Here is a 13,220-nt window from a genome sequence, read left to right as displayed (position 1 = left end):
GGTGCCACCTTCTGCCACCGAGGTGTCAGCCGTCAGTTTCACGGTCGACGTGTCGATGGTGTCAGTCACTTCGGTCACGGCTGGCGTGGTGCTCGGCACCAGGTTTTCGAAGTTGCCGCCGTTGGCGTCCTTGATGGTGACTTCGACTTTGCCGGAGTCTTTATAAACGTCGTCGGCTGGCGCTGGAACGGTCACGGTGCCAGTGGTTTTACCCGCTTCGATGGTGATCACCGAGCCGTTGCTCAGGGTCACGGTGACTGGCGTGCCGGCCGGGTTGGTCAAGGTCGCGGTGTAAACAATCGAACCGCCTTCAGCCACGGTGCCGGTAGCCGTCAGCGACAGGTTGGTGTCGTCGATCGAGTCGGTAATGGTGGTGGTCGCTGGCGTTGTGTCCGGCACCAGGTTTTCGAAATTGCCGCCGGAAGTACCGGTGATGGTGGTGCTGACGGTGCTGCCATTGTTGTAAACGTCGTTGGCCGCTGTCGGTACGTTGACCGAGCCCGTGGTCTTGCCGGCGTCAATGGTGATGGTCGAGCCGTTCGACAGGGTGATGGTCACCGGGGTTTGCGCGGCGTTGGTCAGCGTCGCGGTGTAGGTGATCTGGCCGCCTTCGACGACCGTACCGGTGGCGGTGAGGCTCACGCTGGTGGTGTCGATCGAATCGGTAACGGTGGTGGTGGCTGGCGTGGTGTTCGGCACCAGGTTTTCGAAGTTGCCGCCACTGGCGCCAGTAATGGTGGTGCTGACGGTGCCGCCATTGTTATAGACGTCGTTCGGCGCGGTCGGCACGTTGACGGTACCAGTGGTCTGGCCGGCTTCAATGGTGATGGTCGAACCGTTCGACAGGGTGACGGTCACCGGGGTTTGCGCCGGGTTGGTCAGGGTCGCGGTGTAGGTGATCTGGCCGCCTTCGACCACTGTGCCGGTGGCGGTCAGGGTCAAGTTGGTGGTGTCGATCGAATCGGTGATGGTGGTCACCGCTGGCGTCGGGTTCGGCACCAGGTTTTCGAAGTTGCCGCCAGTGGCACCGGTAATCGTCGTGGTGACAGTGCTGCCGTTGTTATAGACGTCGTTGGCCGGGGTCGGCACGTTGACCGTGCCGGTGGTCTGGCCGGCACCGATGGTGATGGTCGAACCGTTCGACAAGGTGACGGTCACCGGGGTTTGGGCCGGGTTGGTCAGGGTCGCGGTGTAGGTAATCTGCCCGCCTTCGGTGACACTCGGCCCGGCCGTCAGGGTGACGGTGGTGGTGTCGATGGTGTCGGTGACCTGGGTCGTGGCCGGAGTGGTCGGCGGCGTCACGGTGATGCCATTGCCGCCGGTGGTGCCGGTGACGGTCACGTCGATTTGGGTCGGGTCGTTATAAACGGTGTCGTTCGGCGCCAGCGGCACATTGACGGTGCCAGTGGTTGCGCCTGCCGGAATCACAATCACCGCGCCGTTCGACAGGGTGATGGTCAGGTCGGTCAGCGGCGCCTGGGTCAGGGTCGCGGTATACACCAGCACGCCGCCGGCTTCGGTGATGGACGGCGTGGCGCTGAGGCTCAGGGTCGAGTCACGCAGGGCGTTGGTGGTGGTATCGGTGGTCTGGCCAGCGGTGATGTTTTGCGCGGCCTGGCCGGCAGCGTTGATGCCTGCGGTCGGGAAGCCAATGGTCGGGTCAACGCGGCCAGCGGTGGCGTCGAGCATGACGAAGCTGTGACCACCCCCGGCCGCACCGCCCGTGCCGGCGGCGCTCGGGCCAGCAGCGGTGGCATCCAGCGCGGTGGTCGGGTCGACACCGGCGGCGATGGCTTGCTGCAGTTCGGCTACCGACGGCGCAGCCTGCGCGGTGGCTTCGGCCAAGTCAGTGCTTGAGTCCGGCGCACTGGCGCTCCATTGGGTTTCACGGCCCAGGTCAAGGGTGCGGCCATCGGCCAGTTCAAGCGACACGGCGCCGGAAAGACCGGTGTCGATCTGGTCGCCGACAAACAGTCGGTCGCCTTCAACGAGTACGCGACGAACGCCCTCTGGGGACACCGCGAAAACCTGACCGACAATGCTTTTGACGACGGCAACAACACTGCTCATTGAAGACTCTCCGGGGTGTCACGTTCAGTTGACTTCCATGAACCTGAGGGCATGGGTGCCGATTCAGTCTGGACGTACTTTAAAAATTTGCGAAACAAGTTTGACGCGTCTAATCGTCAATAAATTGGCTAGATTCTTTCGCTATTAACTTTATGCCAAACTATTGACCTTCTGGGTGCCATCCTAAACAATCGCCCCACTAATGTCACATTGATATTTCCGCGGCGACCTGTCCTTCAGCGTGTGATCCAGTTCCTGTTTTGAACTTTCCGACATACGGTCAATCTGGTTGCCATCATCCGACGCAGCGCCAAGTTTTGCTGTGATTCAAGACAAGAAGTTCTGGGATATTCCTATCATGCGTTCGCCCCTGCTTTTCGCCGTACCCTTCGCTCTCGCCGCCTCTTTGGTACAAGCACAATCCTTACCAGAAGCCATGCAGCAGGCACTGGATGTTCATCCGGAAATCCAGGCAGGGGTGAACAGTCGTTTGGCTGCGGATTATCAATTAAGAGCGGCGAAAGGTGGATACCTGCCGAAGGTCGATCTGCTCGGCGGTTATGGTCGTGAAGGCACCGACAGCGTCACTACCCGCGCCAATGGCGGCGGTAACCACTGGGAGACCCTGAACCGCAGCGAGTCAAGTTTACGTCTCTCGCAAATGGTTTTTGACGGTTTTGCGACCTCCAGTGAAGTAGGGCGTCAACAAGCCACCGTTAACTCCCGCGCGTACTCGCTGCTCGGCACTTCCGAGCGCACCGCGCTGACCGTCGCTCAGGTGTATCTCGACGTGCTGACCCGCCGCGAATTCGTGCGTCTGGCCGAAGAAAACCTCAAGAGTCACCAGCGCATTTATGACCAGATCCAATTGCGCACCCAGCGCGGCGTCGGCAGCGGTGCCGACCTCGATCAGGCAGAAGCGCGGATGGCTCAGGCCCGCAACAACCTGATCACCGAGCAGACCAATCTGGCCGACTCGGAAACCAACTTCCTCAGCGCGGTCGGGCAAATGCCTGATCAACTCGAGCGTCCTGCGCCGTTCATGGCGATGATGCCGGCCAACCTCAATGAAGCGCGCCAGCAGATGCTGGAAAACAGCCCGATCCTACGCTCCGCCGAGTCCGACATCGCCGCTGCCGAAAAACAGTACGAAACCGCCAAGTCGACCTTCTACCCACGTTTCGACGCCGAACTGGGTCGCACCGCCGACAACGATCTCGACGGCCAGAACGGCCACAACAACGAATGGCAGGCCATGCTGCGCATGCGCTTCAACCTCTATTCCGGTGGCAGCAACAAGGCTGATCTGGAATCCAAGTCGTACCTGTCGAACCAGGCGCTGGACATCCGCAACAACGCCCTGCGTCAGTTGAACGAAGAACTCGGTCTGGCCTGGAACGCCCTGAACAATGCTAACGCGCAGGTGCCGATCGCTCAGCAATACGTCGACCACAGCACCTCGGTGCGCACCGCTTACCAGCGTCAGTTCAGCCTCGGCGAACGTACTCTGCTCGATTTGCTCGACAGCGAAAACGAGTTGTTCACCGCTTCGCGGCGCCTGGCGGAAATCAAAAACATTCAGTTATTTACTCAGTACCGAATCAAGGCGACCATGGGCGAGTTGCTCAGAAGCCAGGGAGTGGTCGCACCGTTGGCATCCGTTGTGCAGAACGACGTGAAGCCCAAGGTCCAGCTGCCTGGGATGAATTGAGTTATCCCTTTTCAACTGTCAAAGAGTGTCGAGCGTGGAATCAGAAGTCAGTCGAGTTCAACTCAGTCATGATCCACGCGCGTTGCACGACGATCCGTTACTGGACGGTCTGCTCGCCCTTTGCATGCTCCATCAGAAACCCGCCAGCGCGGCGATGCTGACCACCGGCCTGCCGCTGCCCAAACAACGCCTGAGTGTCGAGCTGCTGCCCCGCGCGGCGGCTCGCGCCGGCCTGCAAGGTCGCGTGCTGCAGCGCAAACTGGAAGAAATTCCGGCGATCGCCATGCCGGCGTTGCTGCTGCTCAAGGATGGTCGCAGCGCTGTCCTGCTCGGTTGGCAGGGGGACAACGAAGCGCGGGTGCTGCTCAGCGAAACCGACGGCGGCGAGTCCATCGTCAGCCGCGAATTGCTCGCTGACGACTACACCGGCAAAGTCTTCTTCGCCCAGCCGCAACACAAATTCGACGTCAATCACGGCACGCTGATTCCACGTGCGCGTTCGTGGTTCCGCGACACCCTCAAGCGTTCGCGCTGGCTGTACGCCGATGCGATCGCCGCGAGTTTCCTGATCAACATCATCGCCATGGCCGCGCCGCTGTTCGTGATGAACGTCTACGACCGCGTGGTGCCGAACCAGGCCGAAGCGACCCTGTGGGTGCTGGCGCTGGGTATCACCGGCGCCTATATCTTCGACCTGGTCCTCAAGAGCCTGCGCAGTTTGTGCCTGGATCTGGCCGGGAAGAAAACCGACCTGATCATCTCCGCGACGCTGTTCGAGCGCATCGTCGGCATGGCCATGAAATACCGCCCGGCGCGGGTCGGCAGCTTTGCGCAGAACATCCATGAGTTTCAGAGCCTGCGCGACTTCCTCGCCTCGCTGACCCTGACCAGCCTGATCGATCTGCCGTTCACCATCCTCATCTTCATCGTCATCGCCATTCTCGGCGGGCATCTGGTGTGGATTCCGGTGTTGGCCTTCCCGATTGCCTTGCTGATCGGCTACGCGTTGCAGAAACCGCTGGTGGCGACCATGGAGCGCACCATGGCCCTCGGTGCCGAGCGCCAGTCGAGCCTGATCGAAACCCTCGCCGGCCTCGACGCGGTGAAGGTCAACAATGCCGAAAGCGAACGCCAGTATCAGTGGGAACAGACCATCGGCACCCTCAGCCGCCTCGAGCTGCGAGTGAAAATGCTCTCCGGTCTGGCGATGAACATCACCCTGCTGATCCAGCAACTGGCCGGGGTGATCATGATCGTCTTCGGCGTCTACCAGATCATCGCCGGCAACCTGAGCATGGGCGGTCTGATTGCCTGCTACATGCTCAGCGGCCGCGCCCTCAGCCCGTTGGCCTCGCTGTCCGGTCTGTTGACGCGTTACCAGCAGGCACGAGTGACCATGACCTCGGTCGACCAGATGATGGAACTGCCGCAAGAGCGCAATTTCGAAGAGCGCCCGCTGAGCCGCAAGGTCCTGCAAGGTGCAATCGAATGCCGCCAGCTCAGCTTCACCTACCCGGAACAGCAGAACCCGGCGCTGAAGAACATCAACCTGGTGATCCGTCCCGGCGAGAAGATCGGCATCATCGGCCGCAGCGGCTCGGGCAAGAGCTCGCTGGCGAAACTGCTGGTCGGCCTGTATCAGCCGGACGACGGTTCGTTGCTGGTCGACGGTGTGGATATCCGCCAGATCGACGTCAGCGAACTGCGCTACAACATCGGCTACGTGCCGCAAGACATTCAACTGCTGGCCGGCACCCTGCGTGACAACCTTGTCTCCGGCGCGCGTTATGTCGAAGACGAACTGGTCCTGCAGGCGGCCGAACTGGCCGGCGTCCACGAATTCGCCCGTCTGCACCCGCAAGGTTATGAGCTGCAAGTCGGCGAACGCGGGCAGAACCTTTCCGGTGGTCAGCGGCAGAACGTTGCACTGGCCCGGGCGCTGTTGCTCAATCCGCCGATCCTGTTGATGGACGAGCCAACCAGTGCGATGGACAACACCGGTGAAGAACGCCTCAAGCAACGCCTCGCGGCGGTGATTGAAAACAAGACCGTGGTGCTGGTGACGCACCGGGCGTCGCTGCTGTCGCTGGTGGATCGCCTGCTGGTGGTCGACCGTGGGCAGATTCTCGCCGATGGCCCGAAAGCCGCCGTGATGGAAGCGTTGAAGAAGGGGCAGATCAGTGTTGCTTAAGTCGGGTTTCAAGGATTCGATCCGTCGCTACTTCAAAGGCTCGGCATCGTTGCAGGGCCAGCCGCTGCCGGAGGTCAACAAAGCGCTGATCGAAGACGCCCCGCGCGTCGTGCGCCTGACCATCTGGGCGATCATCGGCTTCTTTATTTTCCTGCTGCTGTGGGCCAACTTCGCCGTGATCGACGAAGTGACCAAGGGCGACGGCAAGGCGATTCCGTCGTCGAAGATCCAGAAAATCCAGAACCTCGAAGGCGGGATCATTTCCGAACTGTTCGTCAAGGAAGGCCAGATTGTCGAGGCCGGCGCGCCGCTGATTCGCCTCGACGACACGCGATTTGCTTCCAACGTCGGCGAAACCGAGGCCGATCGCCTGTCGATGCTGCTGCGCGTCGAGCGTCTTAGCGCTGAAGTCGACGACCGTCCGCTGAATTTTCCCGAGGACGTGCTCAAAGCCGTGCCGGGCCAGGCAAAAAGCGAAGAGTCGCTGTACATCAGCCGCCGTCAGCAACTGCACGACGAGATCGGGGGTTTGCAGGAGCAGTTGATCCAGCGTCAGCAAGAGCTTCGCGAATTCAGCTCCAAGCAGGCGCAGTACCGCCAGCAACTCGGCCTGCAACGCCAGGAAATCAACATGTCCGAGCCGCTGGTGGCGCAGGGCGCGGTGTCCCCGGTGGAAGTGCTGCGGCTCAAGCGTGCCGAGGTGGAAACCCGTGGTCAGCTCGACGCCACCACGCTGGCCATTCCGCGTGCCGAATCGGCGATCAAGGAAGTGCAGCGCAAGATTGACGAAACCCGCGGCAAATTCCGCAGTGAAGCGCTGACCCAACTCAACGAAGCCCGCACCGACCTGAACAAGGCCCAAGCCACCGGCAAGGCACTGGAAGACCGGGTCAGCCGCACGCTGGTGACATCGCCGGTGCGCGGTATCGTCAACAAGTTGTTGGTCAACACCATCGGCGGCGTGATCCAGCCGGGCAGCGACATGGTTGAAATCGTACCGCTGGATGACACCTTGCTGGTCGAAGCGAAGATCCGCCCGCAAGACATTGCCTTCCTGCATCCGGGGCAGGAAGCGATCGTCAAGTTCACTGCCTACGACTACACCATCTACGGCGGCCTCAAAGCCAAGCTTGAGCAGATCGGCGCCGACACCATTACCGATGAAGACAAGAAAACCACCTACTACATCATCAAGGTACGCACCGAGCGCAGTCATCTGGGTACGGATGAAAAGCCGCTGCTGATCATCCCGGGGATGGTCGCGTCGGTGGACATCATTACCGGCAAGAAGTCGGTGCTGAGTTATCTGCTCAAGCCGATCATCCGGGCGCGGGCCGAGGCGTTGCACGAGCGCTAGATCTTCGTTGGTCTCTCCGGCCTCATCGCTGGCAAGCCAGCTCCCACAAGTTTCTGTGTCGGACACATGTTAGTGTTCCAGCCGAGAAACCTGTGGGAGCTGGCTTGCCAGCGATGGCGCCAGTCCCAACACCACATCCCTGTCAGGAAGTGACAAAAACCGTCACTCACTATCCAGTCCATTCCTCACCATTCGCCATATCGTTATTCATTAACGGTATTTAATTTCCAATTCTTATAGCTATAAAGTCATCCCCCTGCGTACCTGCCGACCAATCGGCGCGCCGCACGACCTGAACCAACACGCAATCCAGCGTGAGTGTCTGATCGACGAGCGCGCCTGTGAGCGCGTCGTGCGTGGGAGATTGAAAGATGTCCGCAGCTACTGCCACCCCGAGCGCCGCGACTGCCGCGCCGCAAACCTTCGAAATTCGCCCGTTCAGCGGTGCCGTCGGCGCCGAGATCGTCGGTCTCGATCTGAGCCGCCCGGTCAATGATCAAGATTTCGCGCGTATTCATCGCGCGCACCTGGATCACCACGTCGTGGTGTTCCGCGACCAGCAGATCACCCCGCAACAACAGATCGATTTCAGCCGCCGTTTTGGCGTGTTGCAGATCCATGTGCTCAAACAGTTCCTGCTGGCCAATCACCCGGAAATCCTCATCGTTTCCAACATCATCGAAAACGGCCAGAACATCGGTCTGGGCGATGCCGGCAAGTTCTGGCACTCCGACCTCTCCTATAAAGAGCTGCCGAGCCTAGGCTCGATGCTCCACGCCCAAGAGCTGCCGTCCGAGGGCGGCGACACCCTGTTCGCTGACATGCACAAAGCCTGGGACAACTTGCCCGCAGCGTTGCGCAAAGCGGTCGAAGGCCGTTCGGCCGCGCACTCCTATACCGCCCGCTACAGCGAAACCAAATTCGAAGGCAACTGGCGTCCGACCCTGACCCCGGAGCAACTGGCGCAAGTTGCCGAAGTGGTGCACCCGGTGGTGCGTACGCACCCGGAGAACGGACGCAAGGCGCTGTTCGTCAGCGAAGGTTTCACCACACGCATCGTCGGCCTGCCGGAGGACGAGAGCCAGCAACTGCTGAGCGAGCTGTACGCCCACAGCGTGCTGCCGCAGAACATCTACCGCCATCAGTGGCAGCCCCACGATCTGGTGTTCTGGGACAACCGTTCGCTGATCCATCTCGCCGCCGGCTGCCCGGCGCACCTGCGCCGCAAGCTGTATCGCACGACCATTCAGGGCGACGCGCCTTTCTGATTCGCCGGAGATTGATCACATCATGAACGCTCCCTTGCCAGGCCACGCGGCCAGCAACCCGATCGCCCACAGCGACGCGCTGCTGGCGGTCGATCACGTCAGTCTCGAGTACCGCACGCCGCAACGTGTGGTGCGCGCCACCCACCAGGTCAGTTTTGAAATCGATCCGGCCGATCGCTACGTGCTGCTCGGTCCGTCCGGTTGCGGCAAGTCCACGTTGCTCAAAGCGGTCGCCGGGTTCATTCAACCGTGCGAAGGCGAGATCCGCCTGCAAGGCCAGCGTGTCGACGCGCCGGGGCCGGACCGCATCGTAGTGTTTCAGGAATTCGATCAACTGCCGCCGTGGAAAACCGTCAAACAGAACGTGATGTTTCCACTGCTGGCCTCGCGCACCCTGAAGAAAAAAGAAGCTGAAGAACGCGCGCTGCACTATCTGGAAAAGGTCGGTCTGGCGGCATTCGCCGATGCTTACCCGCACACCTTGTCCGGCGGCATGAAAGCGCGTGTGGCGATTGCCCGGGCGCTGGCGATGCAGCCGAAAATCCTCTTGATGGACGAACCGTTCGCCGCGCTCGATGCGCTGACCCGGCGCAAAATGCAGGAAGAATTGCTGCTGCTCTGGGAAGAGGTGCGCTTCACCCTGTTGTTCGTGACTCATTCGATTGAAGAGGCGCTGGTGGTCGGTAATCGCATTCTGCTGCTGTCGCCACATCCGGGCCGGGTGCGCGCCGAAGTGCACAGCCATCAATACGATCTAAACAGCCTCGGTGGTGTGGCGTTTCAGGAATCGGCGCGGCGCATTCATCGTTTGTTGTTCGATGAAGGCCAGTCGCCGGAAACCGAGCGTGAGCACGACTTCAACGACATTCGCATCGCCTATTGAGCGGCCAGGAGGACTACCCGATGAGCCAATCATCATCTGTGCGTGAAGAATTCGAAATTGTCCTGGCGCCGCTGACCGAAGTGCCGGTCGAGCGTGAGTTATCCCTCGGCACGCGACTGTGGCAACAGGGCTGGCTGCGTAAAAGCCTGATTCTGATTGTGCTCGCCGTCGTGTGGGAAGTGGTCGCGCGGATTCAGAACAATGACCTGATGCTGCCGAGTTTCCTGCAGACCAGCCACGCGTTGTTCGAGGGCCTGCTCAGCGGTGAACTGCTGGCCAAGGTGTGGATATCGCTGGTGGTGCTGATCAAGGGTTATCTGATCGGCATCGTTTTGGCATTCGCTCTGACCACTCTGGCGGTGTCCACGCAATTGGGCCGTGATCTGCTGAGCACGATGACCTCGATGTTCAATCCACTGCCAGCGATTGCCCTGTTGCCGTTGGCGCTGTTGTGGTTTGGTTTGGGGCAGAACAGCCTGATTTTTGTGCTGGTGCATTCGGTATTGTGGGCGTTGGCGCTGAATACTTATGCCGGGTTTCTCGGTGTTTCGGAAACCTTGCGCATGGCCGGGCGCAACTATGGATTGAAGGGGCTGCGGCTGGTCCTGTTCATCCTGATCCCGGCGGCGCTGCCGTCGATTCTGGCCGGGCTGAAGATCGGCTGGGCATTTGCCTGGCGCACATTGATCGCCGCGGAACTGGTGTTTGGTGCGACCAGTGGCAAGGGTGGGTTGGGCTGGTACATCTTCCAGAACCGCAATGAGCTTTACACCGACAAGGTGTTTGCCGGGTTGGCGGTGGTGATTCTGATTGGGTTGCTGGTGGAGAATCTGGTGTTCGATACCCTTGAGCGCGTGACGGTTAAGCGTTGGGGTATGCAGCGGTAATTTCTGGTATGGCTGCTGGCCCTATCGCTGGCAAGCCAGCTCCCACAGGTTTTTGCGGTGGCCGTAGATTTGTGAGTTTCCTCAATCACTGTGGGAGCTGGCTTGCCAGCGATGGCGTCCTGTCGGGCGCCTCCATACTTCAGGGATGTTTGCTAGCATTGCGCCCAGATCAATCCTGATCAGCCATGAGTGCTCAAGATGCAACTCCCGGACATGAACCTTCTGGTCGCACTCGACGCCTTGCTCGACGAGGGCAGTGTGGTTGGCGCGGCGCGGCGGATGAACCTCAGCCCGGCGGCCATGAGCCGCACGTTGACGCGAATCCGCGAAGCCATCGGCGATCCAGTCCTCGTGCGTGCCGGGCGGGGTCTGGTGCCAACGCCCAAAGCCCTGGAGCTACGCGAGCAGGTGCGCGACGTGGTCGAACAGGCAGCGCTGCTGTTCCGCTCTGCTGACACCGTGGAGTTGGGCACATTACGTCGACGCTTCAGCATTCGCGCCAATGACTTCTTCGTCGGTGTGTACGGCGGCAAGCTGTTCGACACCCTTGATCAGTTGGCACCGCACTGCGAGCTGCGCTTCGTCCCGGAGGGTGACGGCGATGATGAAGCGCTGCGCGAGGGCCGGATCGACCTGAGCGTCAGCAACACCCGGCCCGTTACCCCTGAAGTCAAAGTACAGAATCTGTTCTCAACGCATTTCGTAGGCTTGGTGCGCGAAGATCATCCACTGCTCGACGGTGAGATTACCGCCGAGCGCTACGCCGGATTTTCCCATATCAGCATGTCGCGCCGTGGCATCGCTCGCGGCCCCATCGATACGGCGCTGAATGCGCTGGGTCTGGAGCGGCGCGTGGCGGTGATTGCGCCGAGTTTCCATGCGGCGATGTTTGCGCTGCCGGATTCTGACCTGATTCTGCCTGTGCCCAAGGAAGCACTGCTGAGCGTACGCCGGCTCGGGCTGAAACTGCGCTCGTTCGACCTGCCAATCCCGTTGCCGACGCTGATGCTGACCCAGGCCTGGCACCCGCGTTTCGACAAGGATCCGGCGCATCGGTGGCTGCGCGAAACCCTCAAGGCTTGTTGTGATGAAACGTGGCTGGCTGCCCAGCCTTGAAGATCAAAAGATCGCAGCCTTCGGCAGCTCCTGCATTGGAATGTATATCTCTGTAGGAGCTGCCGAAGGCTGCGATCTTTTGCTTCGAATAATTGCGTCTGGCGCATTTATAAGCTGCCAATAAGTCAATTTTCGTCATTGCCAAGCCCTACTAAGATGCTCCGGTATTTTTCCCTCCGGAGCGTGTATTCATGACATCCCTGACGGCGGCGGCACCCATCGCTGCGGCCAGCCCGGCGGCGGCCACGCCACCGGTGTTCGGGGCGCGGATCATCATCGGCCTGGTCGGCGTGCTGCTGGCGGTGCTGGTGTCGGGCCTCAACGAGATGGTGACCAAGGTAGCCCTGGCCGACATCCGTGGCGGGCTGCACATCGGTTACGACGAAGGCACCTGGCTGGTCAGCAGTTACACCGCGACCTCGGTCGCGGCCATGGCTTTCGCGCCGTGGTGCTCGGTGACGTTTTCGCTGCGCCGCTTCACCCTCTGCGCGATCAGCCTGTTCACGTTACTTGGCGTGCTGTGTCCGTTTGCACCGAACTACGAAAGCCTGCTGCTGATGCGCACGGTGCAAGGTCTGGCCGGCGGTGCGTTGCCGCCGATGTTGATGACCGTTGCCCTGCGTTTTTTGCCGGCGAACATCAAACTTTACGGTCTGGCCGGCTACGCACTGACGGCGACGTTCGGCCCTGGTCTCGGCACACCACTGGCGGGTTTGTGGACGGAGTATTTCGGCTGGCAATGGACGTTCTGGCAGATCATCGTGCCCTGTCTGATCGCCATGGCCGCTGTGGGGTATGGCATTCCGCAGGATCCGCTGCGCCTGGAACGCCTCAAATCGTTCAACTGGAAAGGCCTGCTGCTGGGCTTTCCGGCGATCTGCATGTTGGTGATCGGCCTGTTGCAGGGCAATCGCCTGGACTGGTTTGAGTCGAGCCTGATCTGCGGCTTGCTCGGCGCCGGCGCGTTGTTGCTGGTGGCGTTTCTGATCAACGAATGGTCGCAGCCGATTCCGTTTTTCAAATTGCAGATGCTCGGCATCCGCAACCTGTCATTCGCCCTGATGACCCTGGCCGGTGTGTTGGTGGTGCTGTTGGCGGTGGTGCTGATTCCGTCGAGTTACCTGGCGCAGGTGCAGGGTTATCGCCCGGTGCAGACCGCTCCGATCATGCTCATCGCCGCGCTGCCGCAGTTGATTGCGCTGCCGCTGGTGGCGGCGCTGTGCAACCTGCGCTGGGTCGATTGTCGTTGGGTACTCGGCATCGGCTTGAGCATGTTGGCGCTGTCGTGCCTGGGTGGATCGCATCTGACTTCGCAGTGGATTCGCGACGACTTCTACGTCCTGCAATGGCTGCAGATTTTCGGCCAGCCGATGGCGGTCCTGCCGCTGTTGATGCTCTCCACCGGCAGCATCACGCCGCTGGACGGCCCTTTCGCGTCGGCGTGGTTCAACACCGTGAAAGGGCTGTCGGCCGTGGTCGCCACCGGGGTGATCGAGGCGCTGACCACGGCGCGCCTGCATTTCCACTCGACCATGCTCGTCGACAGTCTCGGCAATGCGCCGCTGGCCGATCGCAGCGATCCGGGTCTTGCCCATCGCCTGCATGAGCAAGCTGTGGTGCTGACTTCCTCCGATCTCTATGTGTGCATGGCCGGCGTCGCACTGGCGTTGATCCTGCTGATTTTCTGGCTGCCGACGCGGATCTATCCGCCGCGCGCGCCGACCTGATGGCTGTACT

At 60.8% G+C, this 13,220-nt stretch carries 9 protein-coding genes; 8 read left to right on the top strand and 1 reads right to left on the bottom strand.

Features of this window, described 5'->3' with window-relative positions:
- On the bottom strand, positions 1–2,070 hold a 2,070-nt coding region (locus QZR14_RS17235), incomplete at its 3' end, for a retention module-containing protein (RefSeq protein ID WP_311997208.1).
- Between the two features lie 358 nt (positions 2,071–2,428).
- On the opposite strand from QZR14_RS17235, the gene QZR14_RS17230 reads away from it, so the two are divergent.
- From QZR14_RS17230 to QZR14_RS17195, 8 genes are all read left to right on the top strand, one after another.
- On the top strand, positions 2,429–3,781 hold the full coding sequence (locus tag QZR14_RS17230; RefSeq protein WP_250606524.1) for a TolC family outer membrane protein: 1,353 nt from the start codon (positions 2,429–2,431) through the stop codon (positions 3,779–3,781).
- A gap of 34 nt (positions 3,782–3,815) precedes the next feature.
- Complete coding sequence (locus QZR14_RS17225; RefSeq protein ID WP_250606523.1) at positions 3,816–5,972, top strand: type I secretion system permease/ATPase; 2,157 nt, start codon at positions 3,816–3,818, stop codon at positions 5,970–5,972.
- A complete protein-coding gene (locus QZR14_RS17220) occupies positions 5,962–7,329 on the top strand; it encodes an HlyD family type I secretion periplasmic adaptor subunit (RefSeq protein ID WP_250606522.1) in 1,368 nt (455 codons plus the stop codon). The genes QZR14_RS17225 and QZR14_RS17220 overlap by 11 nt, the downstream gene beginning before the upstream one ends.
- A gap of 371 nt (positions 7,330–7,700) precedes the next feature.
- A complete protein-coding gene (locus QZR14_RS17215; RefSeq protein ID WP_311997207.1) occupies positions 7,701–8,597 on the top strand; it encodes a TauD/TfdA dioxygenase family protein in 897 nt (298 codons plus the stop codon).
- Positions 8,598–8,619: 22 nt separating this feature from the next.
- Positions 8,620–9,480, top strand: coding sequence for an ABC transporter ATP-binding protein (locus tag QZR14_RS17210; protein ID WP_311997206.1), 861 nt, complete (start codon positions 8,620–8,622; stop codon positions 9,478–9,480).
- Between the two features lie 20 nt (positions 9,481–9,500).
- The gene (locus QZR14_RS17205; RefSeq protein ID WP_250606519.1) at positions 9,501–10,367 is read left to right on the top strand and encodes an ABC transporter permease; all 867 of its coding nucleotides are present in this window, start codon (positions 9,501–9,503) and stop codon (positions 10,365–10,367) included.
- A gap of 198 nt (positions 10,368–10,565) precedes the next feature.
- Positions 10,566–11,483 (top strand): LysR family transcriptional regulator, encoded by a 918-nt coding sequence (locus QZR14_RS17200; protein WP_311997205.1) that lies wholly within the window; start codon positions 10,566–10,568, stop codon positions 11,481–11,483.
- A gap of 191 nt (positions 11,484–11,674) precedes the next feature.
- Positions 11,675–13,210 (top strand): MFS transporter, encoded by a 1,536-nt coding sequence (locus QZR14_RS17195; protein WP_250606517.1) that lies wholly within the window; start codon positions 11,675–11,677, stop codon positions 13,208–13,210.
- Positions 13,211–13,220 lie beyond the last annotated feature (10 nt).

Origin of the sequence: Pseudomonas sp. rhizo66, assembly GCF_031931925.1 — a bacterium.
Lineage (GTDB): Bacteria > Pseudomonadota > Gammaproteobacteria > Pseudomonadales > Pseudomonadaceae > Aquipseudomonas.
This window is presented reverse-complemented; position numbering and strand designations above follow the sequence as displayed.

Excerpts from the sequence above, each read along its gene's own strand:
- QZR14_RS17230 (WP_250606524.1), top strand. The coding sequence starts at position 2,429 with ATGCGTTCGCCCCTGCTTTTCGCCGTACCCTTCGCTCTCGCCGCCTCT.
- QZR14_RS17215 (WP_311997207.1), top strand. The coding sequence starts at position 7,701 with ATGTCCGCAGCTACTGCCACCCCGAGCGCCGCGACTGCCGCGCCGCAA.
- QZR14_RS17210 (WP_311997206.1), top strand. The coding sequence starts at position 8,620 with ATGAACGCTCCCTTGCCAGGCCACGCGGCCAGCAACCCGATCGCCCAC.
- QZR14_RS17205 (WP_250606519.1), top strand. The coding sequence starts at position 9,501 with ATGAGCCAATCATCATCTGTGCGTGAAGAATTCGAAATTGTCCTGGCG.
- QZR14_RS17200 (WP_311997205.1), top strand. The coding sequence starts at position 10,566 with ATGCAACTCCCGGACATGAACCTTCTGGTCGCACTCGACGCCTTGCTC.
- QZR14_RS17195 (WP_250606517.1), top strand. The coding sequence starts at position 11,675 with ATGACATCCCTGACGGCGGCGGCACCCATCGCTGCGGCCAGCCCGGCG.